The following is a 15,482-nucleotide window of genomic DNA, read 5'->3' as shown; positions in this document are numbered from 1 at the left end:
TCGACACCTTTCTTCTGTGATCTGACGCCTTCTCGGTCAAGGCCCCTGGCATTTCGCACGACGGAAGAGCACTCCCTTTTTGCCTGTCTGTAGCGAACGCCGTCGTCGTGCCTCCGCGGTGCCGCCCGCTTTGCGGACGTGAGCCCACGTCCCCATTCCGGGCTGTTCCACGCCTGCGCAGACGGCCCCTCCGTGAAGGAGCCAGTCATGTCGATGATCCGTGACCTGCGCGCTGTGGTGCGCCCGTCCCTGCGCAAGACCAACACCCTGCACAACGGTTACGACGCCACGCGCGACCCGTCCGCCTCCAGCGCGGTCGTCGACTGCGCGGTCTACCGCGACGGCCGCCGCATCGCCGAGGAGGACGGCACCTGCCGTACGCCGCACGAGGCGATGCTGCGCGTCCGGGAGAAGGGCGGCTTCGCCTGGATCGGCCTCCACGAGCCGACCGAGGAGGAATTCGCGGGAATCGCCCGGGAGTTCGGGCTCCACCCGCTCGCGGTGGAGGACGCCGTCCACGCCCACCAGCGGCCGAAGCTGGAGCGGTACGACGACACCCTGTTCACCGTCTTCAAGACGATCCACTACGTCGAGCACGCCGAGCTGACCGCGACCAGCGAGGTCGTCGAGACCGGCGAGGTGATGTGCTTCACCGGCCGGGACTTCGTCATCACCGTGCGGCACGGCGGCCACGGCTCGCTGCGCGCGCTGCGCCACCGGCTGCAGGACGACCCCGAGCTGCTCGCCAAGGGCCCGTCCGCGGTCCTGCACTCCATCGCCGACCATGTCGTCGACGGCTACATCGCGGTGGCGGCCGCGGTGCAGGACGACATCGACGAGGTGGAGATCGAGGTCTTCTCCACTCCGGACAAGGGCAGTCCGCGCGGTTCGGACGCCGGCCGGATCTACCAGCTCAAGCGCGAGGTGCTGGAGTTCAAGCGGGCCGTCTCCCCGCTGCTGCGCCCGATGCAGCTGCTCAGCGAACGGCCGATGCGGCTGATCGACCCGGACATCCAGAAGTACTTCCGGGACGTGGCCGACCACCTGGTCCGGGTGCAGGAGGAGGTCATCGGCTTCGACGAACTGCTGAACTCGATCCTCCAGGCCAACCTGGCGCAGGCGACCGTCGCGCAGAACGAGGACATGCGCAAGATCACGTCCTGGGCGGCCATCGTCGCCGTACCGACGATGATCTGCGGCGTCTACGGCATGAACTTCGAGCACATGCCGGAACTCCGCTGGACGTACGGCTACCCGATGGTGATGGGCTTCATCGGCGTGGTCTGCTTCTCCATCCACCGCATGCTCAAGCGCAACGGCTGGCTCTGATCCCCGCATGCGGGACCCTCTGAGACCGACCGGCACATGGGGGCGGCGGCGCGGGGCCGGGCACGCACTCCCCCAACTCCCGGCTTCGCTCGAGCCGGGAGGGGCCCCTCCGGCGTTGTCGTCAATCAACAACTCCCCCATAGCCCTGAAGGCATGGGGGACCCCCTCCGCGTTGCCTCAATCCTCCGCCTTGCAGCTGCACGCACCCAGCCCCGTTCCTTCACCCGCCCCCCATGTGCCGGTCGGTCTAAGCTCTGCCCCATGACTGCTGCTGACGCGCTGCTCGGACCCGCCCTCGTCGAGGAGGCCACCAAGAAGTCGGGCCTCATCTGGGTGCGCGGCACCGGCCCTGCGCGGGCGTTGTGGCATGTGTGGCACGAGGGGGCGGCGCATCTCGTCGGGGACGGCCCCGGCGAGCAGCCGCTCCCGTCCGGGCTCACCGACGGTGCCACCGCGGAGGTGACCGTGCGCAGCAAGGACAAGGGTGGCCGGCTCGTCGCCTGGTCGGCCTCGGTGGCGCAGCTCGCCCCGCACTCCGAGGAGTGGGAGGCCGCGGTCGCCGAACTCAAGGGCAAGCGGCTCAACGCGCCGAATGCCGAGCAGATGCCCGAGCGCTGGGCGCGCGAGTGCCGGATCGTCACGCTGACACCGCTCGACTCCCGTACGGAACTGCCCGACACCTCGGGGGCGGCCGCCCCGCTGCCCACCACCGCGACCACCCGGCTGCCGGTGCCGGCCGGGCTGCCGCGGCTGCTGAAGAAGTCCCTGCGCAGGTCGTAGCTACGAGGAGGAGGACTTCGGCAGCTGCTGCCCGTAGTCGACCGTCTCGTCCTCGGCCGGGGCCACCAGCGCGAAGTCCTTGCCCCAGTCGGCGAGCGTGACGACGCCGCCACCGCCGCCGCGGGCGAAGCTCAGCGGGTACGGGGTGCCCTCCAGGGACACGTCCAGGGCGCCGCCCTCACCGGCACCGCCCAGGATCCGGATGGTGCGCACCCCGCCGGCCTTGTCGCGGTCACCCTTGCCGACCTCGCCGTGCAGCGTGAGCAGCCCGTCGAGCAGCACCTTCTTGTCCGTGAAGCCGCGCAGCTGCTTGTACGTGGGGTCGTCCTCGGGGACCTTCACGTACTTGTTGTCCAGCTTGTCGGCGGCGGCGCCGTCCGCGTCGCTCGCCTGCCCCGCGCCCGGCTTCTTGTCGTCGTCGTGGTTCCAGAAGCCGGCGTCCGCCTTGAGATAGAGCTCGTCGCCGATCCGCAGCAACTCGAAGGTGCTGTTCTTCGAGGTGACGGAGCCCACACCGCCCTTGGCCTTGAGCTTCATGTCGATCTTGTACGTGCCGCCCTTGCTCACCAGGGTGCCGGCCAGCCGGACCGCGTCCGCGGAGTCCGCCGCCGTCCGGGCCTTCTTCTCGATCTCCGGCCCGGTCAGTCTGCCGATGCCGTTGGTCCCCTTGTCCGGATCCTCACCCGCGCACGCGGTCAGCGCCGCGGTCAGTCCGGCGCAGAGCACGACGGCGAGGGGGGCGGTCCGGCGGCGAGCCCGGACGGGCGGGACGGAAGAGGTCACAGGCGCACTGCCTCTCATCTGCATGGCGGGGGTGGCAGACGGCAGCGTACCCGTGCCGCCTACGTCTTCCGGCAGAGAGCCGTACGGACGGTTCGCCGGGGCGCCGCGGAGTGGTACGGGCTAGCCTGATCACGTCATAAGGGTGCAAGAACTGTCGGAACAGACCGGATGCGCAAGAGCGTCGGCGGAGAAGGAGGCGCACGCATGGCCCCAGGCACGCCCCGCGTCTTCGTCTCGCATCTGTCCGGCGTCCCCGTCTTCGACCCCAACGGCGACCAGGTGGGCCGGGTCCGCGACCTGGTCGCGATGCTCCGGGTGGGCGGCCGGCCGCCCCGGCTGCTCGGCATCGTGGTCGAGGTGGTGAGCCGGCGCCGGATCTTCCTCCCGATGACCCGGGTGACGGGCATCGAGTCGGGTCAGGTCATCACCACCGGCGTGGTCAACATGCGGCGCTTCGAACAGCGGCCCACCGAACGTCTGGTGCTCGGGGAGTTCCTCGACCGGCGGGTCAGCCTGGTGGAGACGGGCGAGGAGGTCACCATCCTGGACGTGGCCATCCAGCAGCTGCCGGCCCGCCGCGACTGGGAGATCGACAAGTACTTCGTCCGCAAGGGCCGGGGCGGGGCGCTGCGCCGGAAGGGCGAGACCCTGACCGTCGAGTGGTCGGCGGTCAGCGGCTTCTCGCTGGAGGAGCACGGGCAGGGCGCGGAGTCGCTCGTCGCCACGTTCGAGAAGCTGCGCCCCACCGATGTGGCCAACGCCCTGCACCACCTGTCCCCGAAGCGCAGGGCCGAGGTCGCCGCCGCGCTGGACGACGACCGGCTCGCCGACGTCCTGGAGGAGCTCCCCGAGGACGACCAGGTGGAGATCATCGGCAAGCTGAAGGAGGAGCGCGCCGCGGACGTCCTGGAGGCCATGGACCCCGATGACGCGGCCGACCTGCTCTCCGAGCTGCCCGAGGCGGACAAGGAGCGGCTGCTGACGCTGATGCGTCCGGACGACGCGGCCGACGTGCGGCGCCTGATGTCGTACGAGGAGCGGACCGCCGGCGGTCTGATGACCACCGAGCCGATCATCCTGCGTCCGGACGCGACGGTGGCCGACGCGCTCGCCCGGGTACGCCAGTCCGACCTCTCCCCGGCGCTCGCCGCCCAGGTGTACGTGTGCCGGTCGCCCGACGAGACGCCGACGGGCAAGTACCTGGGCACGGTGCACTTCCAGCGGCTGCTGCGCGACCCACCGTTCACCCTGGTGAGTTCGCTCGTCGACAGCGACCTGGTGGCGCTGCCCCCGCACACCCCGCTGTCGGTGGTGACGAGCTATCTGGCGGCGTACAACATGGTCTCGGTGCCCGTGGTGGACGAGAGCGGCTCGCTGCTGGGCGCGGTGACGGTCGACGACGTCCTGGACCACCTGCTGCCCGACGACTGGCGGGAGACCGACTTCCACGGCCGCGAGGGGGTGCCCGGTGACCGGTGAGGAGCGCTCCAGGGCGTCGAACGGCTCGACGGCGCTGACCCGCACCCCGAGGGCCCGGCTGGACCAGCCCAGGGCGCCGCGCCGGCGACTGCTGCCGGAGTACGACCCCGAGGCGTTCGGCCGCTTCTCGGAGCGCATCGCGCGCTTCCTGGGCACCGGGCGGTTCATCGTCTGGATGACGCTGATCATCATCCTGTGGGTGGTGTGGAACATCTTCGCGCCCGGGAACCTGCGCTTCGACGAGTACCCGTTCATCTTTCTGACCCTGATGCTCTCGCTCCAGGCCTCGTACGCGGCCCCGCTGATCCTGCTCGCGCAGAACCGGCAGGACGACCGCGACCGGGTCACCCACGAGCAGGACCGCAAGCAGAACGAGCGCTCCATCGCCGACACCGAGTACCTGACCAGGGAGATCGCCGCGCTGCGGATGGGCCTGGGCGAGGTCGCCACGCGCGACTGGATCCGGTCCGAACTGGAGGACCTGGCGAAGGACCTGGACGACCGCCGCGCCCTGTACCCGGCCGAGAGTGACGAAGACCGCTGACGGGGCTACCCGCGCGTAGCGGCAGGCGCCGTACCATCGTCGGTATGGCTACGGAAGACGCGGTGCTTGAGGCACTGGCGACAGTGAACGACCCGGAGATCCACCGCCCGATCACCGAACTCGGCATGGTGAAATCGGTCGAGATCGATCCTGACGGTGTGGTCGCTGTCACGGTGTATCTCACCGTCTCCGGCTGTCCGATGCGCGAGACGATCACCAAGAACGTGACGGAGGCGGTGGCACGCGTCGAGGGGGTGTCCCGGGTCGAGGTCACGCTCGACGTCATGAGCGACGAGCAGCGCAAGGAACTCGCGACCTCGCTGCGCGGCGGAACGGCGGAGCGCGAGGTGCCGTTCGCCCAGCCCGGTTCGCTGACCCGGGTGTACGCGGTCGCCTCCGGCAAGGGCGGCGTCGGCAAGTCCTCCGTGACGGTGAACCTCGCGGCGGCGATGGCGGCCGACGGGCTCAAGGTCGGTGTCGTGGACGCGGACATCTACGGGCACAGCGTGCCCCGGATGCTCGGCGCCGACGGCAAGCCGACCCAGGTCGAGAACATGATCATGCCGCCGTCGGCGCACGGCGTGAAGGTCATCTCCATCGGCATGTTCACCCCCGGCAACGCCCCGGTGGTGTGGCGCGGACCGATGCTGCACCGCGCGCTCCAGCAGTTCCTCGCCGATGTGTACTGGGGCGACCTGGACGTCCTGCTGCTCGACCTGCCGCCGGGCACCGGTGACATCGCGATCTCCGTGGCCCAGTTGGTGCCGAACGCGGAGATCCTGGTCGTCACGACCCCGCAGCAGGCCGCCGCCGAGGTGGCCGAGCGGGCCGGTTCGATCGCCGTGCAGACCCACCAGAAGATCGTCGGCGTCGTCGAGAACATGTCGGGCATGCCGTGCCCGCACTGCGACGAGATGGTCGACGTGTTCGGCTCGGGCGGTGGCGCACGGGTGGCCGAGGGCCTGACCAAGACGGTCGGCGCGGAGGTGCCGGTGCTCGGCTCCATCCCGATCGACGTACGGCTGCGCGAGGGCGGCGACGAGGGCAAGCCCGTCGTGCTCTCCGACCCCGACTCCCCGGCCGGCAAGGCACTGCGCTCCATCGCGGACAAGCTGGGAGGCCGTCAGCGCGGCCTGTCCGGCATGTCGCTGGGCATCACCCCGCGCAACAAGTTCTGATCGCGGACACGACGCGAAAAGGTGCCGGGACCCCGGGTCCCGGCACCTTGTGCGTGGTTCGTGAACCGCCCGGCGGCTACGCGTACGACGCGATGTCCTCGACGACCGAGAACCCCAGCCCGTACGCGCTCATCCCCCGCCCGTAAGCCCCGATGTGCACGCCGTGCGCCGACCCCGCCAGCACCCAGCCGAACTCGGACTCGCGGTAGTGGAAGGGCACCGGCACACCGTCGACCGGCAGCGACAGCACCGACCACGCGGGGCCGTCCAGATCGTCGGCGAGCTCGAACGCCGTCTCCGTCTGCTGGTCCAGCCAGTCGTCGCGCAGGGTGTGGTCCAACTGCGGGGGCCAGGTGTAGGCGAGCAGGCCGGAGCCTGCCAGCCAGGCAGCCGAGGAGACGGTCGTCGCGTCCAGGACCCCCGTGCCGTCGCCGCTGCGCCGTACCGGGCTGCTGGCGACGGTGACGACCACCGCGAAGCGCTGCTTGTCCGCACCGGAGTCGCCGCCCCGTACCGACGGCTCGTCACCGTGACCGGTCGAGCCGTGCTGCACCGTGCCGTCCGCCGCGGTGCCCACCTGCATCAGCCAGCGCCGCCCGGTGAAGGCCTCGTCCAGTCCGTACCAGGGGAACGGCGCCTGCAGATAGCCGTCGACCGTGAGCCGGGCCGCCGGCACCCCCTCCGCCGTGGCTGTGTCCGGCGCACCATCCGCGCCCACCCGACTCGTTGTCTCCATCTGCCCGGCCGCCTCCTCGATCGTCAAGGTCCGGAGCGGCCCGCCCCCCGCGGGCGTACTCACAACCGGACAGATGGAGAATAGCCATACCGTCCGGACGAGTCGGGATTGACGTGGGTCAGGTGGCGTCTGCGTCGAACGGCGGGTGGTCGGCCTTCGTGGGCTCCTCACGCTTCTTGAGCAGGTCGGGAGCGCCCGCCGAGCCGTTGGCCGCGGTGACCGCGGCCGCGCCCGACACGCCGGTCTTCGCCTCCGCGGCAGGGGTCTCGCGCCCGTTCACCGCGTCGGTGACCTCGGCGACCTCCTTGCGCAGGTCGAAGCTCTCCCGGATCTCCTTCAGCCCGAGGTCGTCGTTGCCGTCCATGAGCTGCTTACGGACGAACGTCTTCGGGTTCAGGTCCTCGAACTCGAAGTCCTTGAACTCCGGGCCGAGCTCCGTACGGATGTCTTCCTTGGCGCTCTCCGAGAACTCCCGGATCTTGCGGATGAAACGCGAGGCGTCCTGGATGACCTTGGGGAGCTTGTCCGGGCCGAAGACGAGCACGCCGATGATGGCGAGCGCCACCAGCTCCAGTGGGCCTATGTCATTGAACACCTTGCGGCTCCTCGTGTTCTCCGCGACCAGGTCGGATGGGGGTCCGGACTCGGCCCACGGTACCCGGCGAAACTGTCCGGGCGGTAGCTCCTCGTGGCCGTCACGTGCCCGTTGCCGAGCCGAGCGTCAAAGTCATGGACAGGTCTTTACCACCGCGGGTCAGCGTGAGCTTCAGCCGGTCGCCCGGCCGGTGCGAGCGGATCTTCACTATCAGCTCCTCCCCGCTGTGCACCCGCCTGCCGTCCACTTCGGTGATGACGTCACCCGGCCGGATGCCCGCCTTCGCCCCGGGACCTCCCTCGGTGACGGAGGACTTGCCGTCGGCGCCCTCGGCCCCGACCTTGGCACCGTCGCCCGTGTACTTCATGTCGAGGCTCACACCGATCACCGGGTGGGTGGCCTTCCCGGTGTTGATGAGCTCCTCGGCGACGCGCTTGCCCTGGTTGATCGGGATGGCGAAGCCGAGCCCGATGGAACCGGACTGGCCGCCCTCCGTCGTCGAACCGCTGTCGGCGGCGCGGATGGCGCTGTTGATCCCGATCACGTGCGCGTCGGTGTCCACCAGCGGGCCGCCGGAGTTGCCCGGGTTGATCGGGGCGTCGGTCTGGAGCGCGTCGACGTAGCTGATGTCGCTCCCGTCACCCTTCTCACCGCCTGCGGTGATGGGCCGGTCCTTGGCGCTGATGATGCCGGACGTGACGGTGTTGGACAGGTCGAAGGGTGCGCCGATGGCCACCACCGGGTCGCCGACCTGCACGTTGTCGGAGTTCCCCAGGGGCAGGGGCTTCAGGCCCGAGACCCCGCTGACCTTGACCACGGCCAGGTCGTAGCCGCTGTCCGTGCCGACGATCTCGGCGCTCGCCGTCTCGCCGCCGCTGAACGTCACGGTGATGTCGCCGGAGGAACCGGCCGGAGCGACCACGTGGTTGTTGGTCAGGATGTGGCCCCGGCCGTCCAGGACAAAGCCGGTGCCGGTGCCCGATTCGGTGGTGCCGCTGACGTGCAGGGTGACCACGCTGGGCAGGGCACTCGCCGCTATGCCCGCGACGCTGTCGGGGGCGCGTCCGCCGCCGTTCCTCTCGTCCTGGGGCAGTTCGACCGCGGTGAGGCCGCCGTTGCGCTCGATGTAGGCGCCGATGCCGCCGCCGATGCCGCCCGCCACCAGGGCGAGGAGCAGCGCGCCGATGACGACCGGCCCCCGCCGGCTCCTCCGCCGGCCGTCGGGGCCGAGCGGCGGCCCGGGCTGGGTGATGAGGGGCTGCCGCGGGGCGCCCCAGGGGTCGTACTGGACCCACTGCGGCGACGGAGGCTGGGCGTGCGGCTGCGGGTGGGGCGCCGGGGCCTGCGGGTGCGGCTGGGGTTGCGGGGTCTGGAAGGCGGACGCCGGGGCGGGCGGCAGCGTCATGCCGGAGCCGTTCGATCCCGCGTAGGGCGGGGGGACGGGGGTGCCGTGGGCCGGGGTCGGCCGCTGCACGGGAGGTGCGGGCGCCCACGGGCCGGGGCCGCCGTAGGGCGGGGTGCTGTACTGATCGGGCTCGTGGAGCGGCTGCGCGGCCCGCGGAGTCGGCACCGGGGGCTCGGGGGCCTGGACCGCGGGCACCAGCGTCTCGGGCGACGGGGGCCCGGCCGGTGCGGGCTCAGGTGTGGGGGTCTCGCGCGGCGCGTCCTGGGGTGCCTCGCTCACGGCGGGTGCGTCGGCCGGGGGCATCGCGTCCTCGACGGGCGACGGCTCCTGGGGCGCCGTGCGCGTGCTGCGCCCCGGCGTGGGCCGGCTCCACCACTTCGCCTTCGGCTCGGTGGTCTTCCCGTCGTCCATGCTCTCCCCGCAACTGCCGTGAACCGGCCTCTGCACGCCCCGACAGGGGCGTCCCTCCGAAAATCCTGCCGGAATTCAACCAGGTTTACGGATGCCCTGCGCCGCCCCGTACGGAGACCTTCATGGGTGACGGGGCGAAAGCGGCAGACCGTGCTGGGCGGGGGCCGGCACTCCGGCGGCCGTGGTGGGGCTCCGGGACGGTTCCGGGGAGGGTGCCGGGGTGGCCGGGGCGAGTCCGCTGCCGAGGGCACGGGCGAACAACGGGTCGCTTGCGTCGGGGCGTATCAGCGACGGCGCGGACACGGTGGTCCGGGCGGGGAACGCGAACGGGTTCCCGCCGAGACCGCCGTTGCCGAGCAGGGAGGGTGTCGAGGAGAACGTCAACGGCGCCGCGTTCACCGCGAGCGAGAACGGGCGGTCGGTGCCGGCCGCGGCGAGCGTGCCGTGGCTGCTGCCTCCGCGACGGCTGACGGTGCCGCTCTCCGCGCGGGCGTCGGCGTCGAGCGGGGCCACGGCACTGCCCGGGCCCTCGGCACGCGCGGGGGTCTCGGTGCCGGAGTCCGTCGGCAGGGCACCGCCGAGCGCGATGGCGGCCAGCGACACGGCGCTGGCGGCGGCGAAGGCGAACCGGCGCCCGCGCCACGGTGAGCGGTCGCCCTCACGGCCGACGTCATGGATCCGGAAGACGGAACCGGCCGGAGCGGCGGGCAGCACGGCGGTCGAACCGTGCAACGTCGGGAGGTAGCCGAAGGTGGCCGGCCCGGAGCCGTCGGAAGGAGATTCCGCGCGGCTGCCGTGGGGGTGCATCACGGGAAGGGCGCCGTCGCCGAAGCGCCCCGGATCACCCAGGGGTCTTCCCCGACGGTCGTCGTCACCGCCCGGTCCACCGGGAAGGCCCTGGAGACGGGCAAGGAACCCCTCGGAGGGCGAGGGCGGGGCCGACTGTGCGAAGACACTTTTCAGGCGCCGCTGGGCGGCAGCCTCGGCCTTGCACTTGCCGCAGGTCGCGAGGTGGGCGAGGACCCGGTCGCGGGCGTCGTGCTTCAGCTCGCCGTCGACCAGCGCGGCGAGACGGTCCCCCAGGTGTTGCTCCGCGGAGGTCGGGCCTGTGCCACTCACGCCGTTCCGCCCTCCCCTGACACGAGGGCGCCCGCCAGGGAGCGCTGCTCGGCACGGGCCTCGGGCGAGCGGTGCTGCAGCGCCTTGCGCAGGTGCGAGCGTCCGCGGTGGATACGGCTGCGCACGGTGCCGAGCTTCACGCCGAGTGTCGCGGCGATCTCCTCGTACGAAAGTCCCTCGATGTCGCACAGCACGACCGCGGCCCGGAATTCGGGCGCGAGGGTGTCCAGCGCCTGCTGGACGTCCGCGTCGAAGTGGGTGTCGTTGAAGACCTGCTGCGGCGACGGCTCACGGCTCGGCAGCCGCTCCGCGGCGTCGTCCCCGAGGGAGTCGAAACGGATGCGCTGCTTACGACGGACCATGTCCAGGAACAGGTTGGTCGTGATGCGGTGCAGCCAGCCCTCGAAGGTGCCGGGTGTGTACGTCGACAGCGAACGGAACACCCGGACGAAGACCTCCTGAGTGAGATCCTCGGCGTCGTGCTGGTTACCCGTCAGTCGGTAGGCAAGGCGGTAGACACGACCGCTGTGCGTGCTGACGATCTCTTCCCATGAGGGCGGCGTCCACGCCTGGGAGTCCGCATCTGAGGCGAAGGTCGCGGTCGGTGCGGAGTCGTTGGAAGAACGGTCAGCAATGTTGGTCACGGATTTCGGCTCACCCGCCGACCTGAGAAAGCGCCGCAGCACTCCTCCCCGATCCACAGGCGCAGCCGCACCTCCCCTGTCGGCTCTGGTGGTGTCCAGTGGAGCCCCTACCATAGCCACCTCGCCCGTTAGCTCCGGATAAGCCTTTTTCCTGCTGGGGCCGGGGTCTCCCCCGGGAACGTCCCGCCCGCCGGTCCGGGGCCCGGTTCGCGGGCCCGATCCACGTGCTTTCCCCTGCCCTTCCCTAACGCCCGGTCCCATCTGCGGGTTCCCGGGTGCAGCGGATACAGTCACCGTTGCGCCAACTACGGGGACAGGAGAGGGTCATCACCGCCAACCGGCAGACGAGCTGGGCGTTCGCCGACGCCTTTGTCGCCGAGGACGAAGCACTGCGCTGGGCCCGGGACCGGGCACGGGACGCGGGACTTCGCTCGGTGTCACCAGGCACCGGCGCTGCGCTGCGCCTTCTCGCCGCCACGACGGATGCCAAAGCGGTCGCCGAGATCGGCACCGGCACGGGCGTGTCCGGCCTCTATCTGCTGCACGGCATGCGCCCCGACGGGGTCCTGACCACGGTCGACCCGGAACCCGAGCGCCAGCAGTTCGCCCGTGAGGCGTTCCGGGCGGCGGGCTTCGCCGCCAACCGGGCCCGCTTCATCCCCGGCCGCGCCCTCGACGTACTCCCCCGACTGGCGGACGGCGGATACGACCTCGTGTTCTGCGACGGCGACCGGCTGGAGAGCCTGGACTGCCTCGCCGAATCGTTGCGCCTGCTGCGACCTGGCGGTCTGGTCTGCTTCGAGGGCGTCTTCGCGGACGGCCGTACGGTCGACTCCGCCGCCCAGCCCGCGGAGGTGCTGCGCCTGCGCGAGCTGCTGCGGGCGGTCCGCGAGAGCCAGGAACTGATGGCCACGCTGCTGCCGGTGGGCGACGGCCTCCTCTGCGCGGTACGACGGGGCTGAGCCCCACCCGCCGCCACGCCCCGGAACGCACCACTGCCCCGGCACGGAGACCGTGCCGGGGCAGTGGTGAAGTGTGGGCGCCTCTGCTAGCCGACGACCTTCTTGAGGGCATCGCCGAGTGCATCGGCCTCGTCCGGAGTCAGCTCCACGACAAGCCGACCGCCGCCTTCGAGCGGAACGCGCATGACGATGCCCCGCCCCTCCTTTGTCACCTCGAGCGGGCCGTCGCCCGTCCGCGGCTTCATGGCCGCCATGCTCGTTCCCCTTCCTGAAACCAGCTCATCGCAACCGGCGGCCCCATGACAGGCGCTGCCTCACCGGCATCGAACACATTGCTTCCAGGCCATTATCCCGCATCACAGACCCCGATGACCAACATCGCTCTGCATCGCTTGCGCAACGCGCTCTCTCAAAACCACCCAATTCGGCGATCCGACTGCGATACTCCGTCCCCTCGCCCCCCTCATCGCGGCGGAATCGTTAGACGCAGGTCACATGTTCGCCCTCGCCGAAGTCGGCCATGCTTGCCTGGACAGGCATGTTGAACCAGGCGCAAAGGGGACCGCACATGGCCGATCACGACGACTCCGTGCTCTACGAAGTGAGCGACGGGCTCGCGACGATCACGATCAACCGCCCGGACGCGATGAACGCCATGAACACCGCGGCCAAGGTGGCGTTGCGCGACGCCGTGCAGTCGGCCGGTGCCGACACCGCCGTGCGGGCGGTTCTGCTCACCGCGGCCGGCGGGCGCGCCTTCTGCGTCGGCCAGGACCTCAAGGAGCACCTCTCCAAGCTGGCCGAGGTCCGCACGTCGGGCGGCGGCAACGCGCTGAGCACCGTGCGGGAGCACTACAACCCGATCGTGCGGGCGCTCACCGAGATGCCGAAGCCGGTCGTCGCCGGGGTCAACGGCGCCGCAGCCGGAGCGGGCTTCGGTTTCGCCCTCGCCTGCGACTACCGCGTCGCCGCCGACACCGCCTCGTTCAACACCTCGTTCGCCGGGGTCGCCCTCACGGCCGACTCGGGTGTGTCGTGGACGCTGCCCCGGCTGATCGGCCACAGCCGCGCCGCCGATCTGCTGCTCTTCCCGCGCTCCATCTCCGCGCAGGACGCCCGTGACCTGGGCATCGTGAACAAGCTGGTGCCCGCCGCCGACCTCGCCGCCGAGGCCACCGCGGTGGCCCGCGCCCTCGCGAACGGCCCGACGGTGGCGTACGCGGCGCTCAAGGAGTCGCTGGCCTACGGCGCCGGCCACACCCTGGGCGAAGCGCTCGAGAAGGAGGACGAACTCCAGACGAGGGCGGGCGCGTCGCAGGACCACGGGATCGCGGTGCAGGCGTTCCTCGACAAGGACAGGTCGCCGAAGTACGTCGGGCGGTAGTCCGGCCCGATCCGAACGAGAGGCCCTACGCCGGGGAACCGCCGCCGCGGGCCACGCAGTCCGCGAGATGGTCGTCGACCAGGCCGCACGCCTGCATCAGGGCGTAGGCCGTCGTCGGACCGATGAACCGCAGCCCGCGCTTCTTGAGGTCCTTCGACAGAGCCGTGGACTCCGCGGTGACGGCCGCCACGTCCCCGAGGACGCGGGGGGCGGGGCGGCTCGCGGGATCGGGGGCGTACGACCAGATCAGTTCGTCCAGCTCGCCGTCCTGCCAGCCTGTCAGCACCTGGGCGTTGGCGAGGGTGGCGTCGATCTTCGCCCGGTTGCGGATGATGCCCGCGTCGGCGAGGAGCCGCTCCCGGTCCGTGTCGGTGAACGCCGCCACCTTCGGGATGCTGAACCCGGCGAACGCGCTGCGGAAGCCCTCACGGCGGCGCAGGATCGTCAGCCAGGACAGCCCGGACTGGAACGCCTCCAGGCAGAGCCGTTCGAAGAGGGCGTCGTCGCCGTGGACCGGCCGGCCCCATTCGGTGTCGTGGTAGACGAGGTAGTCCTCGGTGGACAGGCCCCACGGGCAGCGCAGTCCGCCGTCCGCCGCCGCTTCGGCGCCGCCGCTCATCGTCCGGGCTCCTCGTCGGGCCGCTGGGCCCCGCCCTGCGGCTCCGGAGCCTCCCAGGGCGACCCTGGGGCGTCCTGGGGCTGCTTCAGAAGATCGGGACGGCCGGCTCTCGTGGCCTGGGCGCCGGCGAGCGCCGACTCCAGCTCCGCGATCCGGGCGTCCCGCTCGGCGAGCTCGGCGCCGAGCCGGCCCAGCGCCTCGTCCACATCGGCCATCCGGTAGCCGCGCACGGCTACCGGCAGCCGGAGCGCCTCGACATCCGCGCGGCCGACCGGGCGCGTCGCGGGCAGCGGATCCGTCAGCTGCTCGGGCGCCACGTCCTGCAGGACGGCGCTCTTCCCTCCGCCGACCACGGCGAGCGTGACCGCGGCAACCACCACCACCATCGCGAGCAGCAAGAACCAGAACACGCGTATCTCCCCGGGAGCGGAATTCGTCCGGGTCCGATCGTGCCATGCGGCACTGACAGTTAGGGTCGCAGTCGGCTCCGGCGGAGATCTGCTGGGCGGATTCAAAGGTTCGAAGGAGAGACTCGGGATGCGAAGCGGTGCGCTCAGGCTGGGCCGGCGCGAGTTCGGTGCGCACGAGCCGGTGATCATGGCGATCGTGAACCGCACCCCGGACTCCTTCTACGACCAGGGCGCCACCTTCCTCGACGAGCCCGCGCTCTCCCGGGTCGAGCAGGCCGTGGCCGACGGCGCCGCGATCATCGACATCGGCGGAGTGAAGGCGGGACCCGGCGACGAGGTCACCGCCGAGGAGGAGGCCCGTCGCACCGTGGGGTTCGTCGCCGAGGTGCGCCGCCGCCACCCGGACGTGGTGATCAGCGTCGACACCTGGCGCCACGATGTCGGGGAGGCCGTCTGCGAGGCCGGGGCCGACCTGCTGAACGACGCGTGGGGCGGGGTCGACCCGAAGCTGGCGGAGGTCGCCGCGCGGTACGGGGCCGGTCTGGTCTGCACGCACGCGGGCGGCGCCGAGCCGCGGACCCGGCCGCACCGGGCCGGGTACGAGGACGTGATGGCCGACATCCTGCGGGTGACCGTGGGGCTGGCCGAGCGGGCCGTGGGACTGGGGGTCCGGCCGGACGGGATCATGATCGACCCCGGTCACGACTTCGGGAAGAACACCCGGCACTCGCTGGAGGCGACGCGTCGGCTCGGCGAGATGGCGGAGACGGGGTGGCCGGTGCTCGTGTCGCTGTCCAACAAGGACTTCGTCGGCGAGACGCTCGACCGGCCGGTGAAGGAACGGCTGCTCGGCACACTGGCGACGACCGCGGTGTCCGCGTGGCTGGGGGCGCGGGTGTACCGGGTGCACGAGGTGGCGGAGACGCGGGACGTCCTGGACATGGTGGCGTCCATCGCCGGGCACCGGGCGCCGGCGGTGGCGCGGCGGGGGTTGGCGTAGCGGGGCCCGGACGGGGCGGGGCGTCGGGGCGCGGCGACTCGGGGCGGCGCCTGCGGCGGGCCTGTGCCCCCCGCCCCTTCCCGTAACCGGGGCCTCCGCCCCGG

At 71.4% G+C, this 15,482-nt stretch carries 17 protein-coding genes; 8 read left to right on the top strand and 9 right to left on the bottom strand.

Annotated elements, in window-relative coordinates:
- Nucleotides 1–207 precede the first annotated feature (207 nt).
- Together OG446_RS25345 and OG446_RS25340 are read left to right on the top strand one after the other, a co-directional pair.
- Nucleotides 208–1,329 (top strand): magnesium and cobalt transport protein CorA, encoded by a 1,122-nt coding sequence (locus OG446_RS25345; protein WP_328896197.1) that lies wholly within the window; start codon nucleotides 208–210, stop codon nucleotides 1,327–1,329.
- Between the two features lie 261 nt (nucleotides 1,330–1,590).
- Entirely contained in the window at nucleotides 1,591–2,109 is a 519-nt protein-coding gene (locus tag OG446_RS25340; protein ID WP_328896196.1) for a hypothetical protein, read from the top strand.
- On the opposite strand, the gene OG446_RS25335 is transcribed toward OG446_RS25340, so the two are convergent.
- Nucleotides 2,110–2,892, bottom strand: a complete 783-nt coding sequence (locus OG446_RS25335; RefSeq protein ID WP_328896195.1) for a hypothetical protein — start codon at nucleotides 2,890–2,892, stop codon at nucleotides 2,110–2,112.
- Between the two features lie 204 nt (nucleotides 2,893–3,096).
- On the opposite strand from OG446_RS25335, the gene OG446_RS25330 reads away from it, so the two are divergent.
- From OG446_RS25330 to OG446_RS25320, 3 genes are read left to right on the top strand one after another with little or no spacing between them, the layout of a single operon-like run.
- A complete protein-coding gene (locus tag OG446_RS25330) occupies nucleotides 3,097–4,371 on the top strand; it encodes a magnesium transporter MgtE N-terminal domain-containing protein (RefSeq protein WP_219572769.1) in 1,275 nt (424 codons plus the stop codon).
- Nucleotides 4,361–4,915 carry a DUF1003 domain-containing protein gene (locus tag OG446_RS25325; protein ID WP_328896194.1) on the top strand — a complete coding sequence of 185 codons (555 nt, stop codon included), beginning with the start codon at nucleotides 4,361–4,363 and terminating at the stop codon, nucleotides 4,913–4,915. Before OG446_RS25330 ends, OG446_RS25325 begins: the two co-directional genes overlap by 11 nt.
- Before the next feature lie 44 nt (nucleotides 4,916–4,959).
- Nucleotides 4,960–6,093: an Mrp/NBP35 family ATP-binding protein gene (locus OG446_RS25320; RefSeq protein ID WP_328896193.1), complete on the top strand. Its 1,134-nt coding sequence runs from the start codon at nucleotides 4,960–4,962 to the stop codon at nucleotides 6,091–6,093.
- Between the two features lie 76 nt (nucleotides 6,094–6,169).
- On the opposite strand, the gene OG446_RS25315 is transcribed toward OG446_RS25320, so the two are convergent.
- The 5 genes from OG446_RS25315 to sigE all read right to left on the bottom strand — a co-directional run bounded on the left by OG446_RS25315 (nucleotide 6,170) and on the right by sigE (nucleotide 11,117).
- Nucleotides 6,170–6,829 (bottom strand): hypothetical protein, encoded by a 660-nt coding sequence (locus OG446_RS25315; protein WP_328896192.1) that lies wholly within the window; start codon nucleotides 6,827–6,829, stop codon nucleotides 6,170–6,172.
- Nucleotides 6,830–6,947: 118 nt separating this feature from the next.
- On the bottom strand, nucleotides 6,948–7,424 hold the full coding sequence (locus OG446_RS25310; protein ID WP_328896191.1) for a sec-independent translocase: 477 nt from the start codon (nucleotides 7,422–7,424) through the stop codon (nucleotides 6,948–6,950).
- A 100-nt stretch (nucleotides 7,425–7,524) separates the two neighbouring features.
- Nucleotides 7,525–9,240, bottom strand: coding sequence for a S1C family serine protease (locus tag OG446_RS25305; protein WP_328896190.1), 1,716 nt, complete (start codon nucleotides 9,238–9,240; stop codon nucleotides 7,525–7,527).
- Between the two features lie 120 nt (nucleotides 9,241–9,360).
- Nucleotides 9,361–10,359 (bottom strand): zf-HC2 domain-containing protein, encoded by a 999-nt coding sequence (locus tag OG446_RS25300; protein WP_328896189.1) that lies wholly within the window; start codon nucleotides 10,357–10,359, stop codon nucleotides 9,361–9,363.
- Entirely contained in the window at nucleotides 10,356–11,117 is a 762-nt protein-coding gene (gene sigE / locus OG446_RS25295) for an RNA polymerase sigma factor SigE (RefSeq protein ID WP_328896188.1), read from the bottom strand. Before sigE ends, OG446_RS25300 begins: the two co-directional genes overlap by 4 nt.
- Before the next feature lie 182 nt (nucleotides 11,118–11,299).
- Here sigE and OG446_RS25290 point away from each other — a divergent pair, with 182 nt between their 5' ends.
- Nucleotides 11,300–11,965, top strand: coding sequence for an O-methyltransferase (locus OG446_RS25290; protein ID WP_219574098.1), 666 nt, complete (start codon nucleotides 11,300–11,302; stop codon nucleotides 11,963–11,965).
- An 86-nt stretch (nucleotides 11,966–12,051) separates the two neighbouring features.
- On the opposite strand, the gene OG446_RS25285 is transcribed toward OG446_RS25290, so the two are convergent.
- A complete protein-coding gene (locus OG446_RS25285) occupies nucleotides 12,052–12,219 on the bottom strand; it encodes a DUF3117 domain-containing protein (RefSeq protein ID WP_003966491.1) in 168 nt (55 codons plus the stop codon).
- A gap of 314 nt (nucleotides 12,220–12,533) precedes the next feature.
- Here OG446_RS25285 and OG446_RS25280 point away from each other — a divergent pair, with 314 nt between their 5' ends.
- Nucleotides 12,534–13,349 (top strand): enoyl-CoA hydratase/isomerase family protein, encoded by an 816-nt coding sequence (locus OG446_RS25280; RefSeq protein WP_328896187.1) that lies wholly within the window; start codon nucleotides 12,534–12,536, stop codon nucleotides 13,347–13,349.
- 25 nt (nucleotides 13,350–13,374) lie between these two features.
- On the opposite strand, the gene OG446_RS25275 is transcribed toward OG446_RS25280, so the two are convergent.
- Nucleotides 13,375–13,968: a DNA-3-methyladenine glycosylase I gene (locus OG446_RS25275; RefSeq protein WP_328896186.1), complete on the bottom strand. Its 594-nt coding sequence runs from the start codon at nucleotides 13,966–13,968 to the stop codon at nucleotides 13,375–13,377.
- Nucleotides 13,965–14,378 carry a DivIVA domain-containing protein gene (locus tag OG446_RS25270; protein ID WP_328896185.1) on the bottom strand — a complete coding sequence of 138 codons (414 nt, stop codon included), beginning with the start codon at nucleotides 14,376–14,378 and terminating at the stop codon, nucleotides 13,965–13,967. Before OG446_RS25270 ends, OG446_RS25275 begins: the two co-directional genes overlap by 4 nt.
- A gap of 127 nt (nucleotides 14,379–14,505) precedes the next feature.
- Between OG446_RS25270 and folP the strand changes: the two genes are divergently transcribed.
- A complete protein-coding gene (folP, locus tag OG446_RS25265; RefSeq protein WP_328896184.1) occupies nucleotides 14,506–15,378 on the top strand; it encodes a dihydropteroate synthase in 873 nt (290 codons plus the stop codon).
- The last annotated feature ends 104 nt before the right edge of the window (nucleotides 15,379–15,482 follow it).

Source organism: Streptomyces sp. NBC_00236, assembly GCF_036195045.1.
Taxonomy (GTDB): Bacteria; Actinomycetota; Actinomycetes; order Streptomycetales; family Streptomycetaceae; genus Streptomyces.
Note: the sequence above shows the minus strand (reverse complement) of the source record. Positions and strands in the feature narration are given on the sequence as shown.

Bases quoted from the DNA above. Each gene is read 5' to 3' on its own strand.
- OG446_RS25315 (WP_328896192.1), bottom strand. From the start codon at position 6,829: ATGGAGACAACGAGTCGGGTGGGCGCGGATGGTGCGCCGGACACAGCC.
- OG446_RS25275 (WP_328896186.1), bottom strand. From the start codon at position 13,968: ATGAGCGGCGGCGCCGAAGCGGCGGCGGACGGCGGACTGCGCTGCCCG.
- OG446_RS25340 (WP_328896196.1), top strand. From the start codon at position 1,591: ATGACTGCTGCTGACGCGCTGCTCGGACCCGCCCTCGTCGAGGAGGCC.
- OG446_RS25330 (WP_219572769.1), top strand. From the start codon at position 3,097: ATGGCCCCAGGCACGCCCCGCGTCTTCGTCTCGCATCTGTCCGGCGTC.
- OG446_RS25345 (WP_328896197.1), top strand. From the start codon at position 208: ATGTCGATGATCCGTGACCTGCGCGCTGTGGTGCGCCCGTCCCTGCGC.
- OG446_RS25320 (WP_328896193.1), top strand. From the start codon at position 4,960: ATGGCTACGGAAGACGCGGTGCTTGAGGCACTGGCGACAGTGAACGAC.
- OG446_RS25285 (WP_003966491.1), bottom strand. From the start codon at position 12,219: ATGGCGGCCATGAAGCCGCGGACGGGCGACGGCCCGCTCGAGGTGACA.
- sigE (WP_328896188.1), bottom strand. From the start codon at position 11,117: ATGGTAGGGGCTCCACTGGACACCACCAGAGCCGACAGGGGAGGTGCG.
- OG446_RS25305 (WP_328896190.1), bottom strand. From the start codon at position 9,240: ATGGACGACGGGAAGACCACCGAGCCGAAGGCGAAGTGGTGGAGCCGG.
- folP (WP_328896184.1), top strand. From the start codon at position 14,506: ATGCGAAGCGGTGCGCTCAGGCTGGGCCGGCGCGAGTTCGGTGCGCAC.
- OG446_RS25280 (WP_328896187.1), top strand. From the start codon at position 12,534: ATGGCCGATCACGACGACTCCGTGCTCTACGAAGTGAGCGACGGGCTC.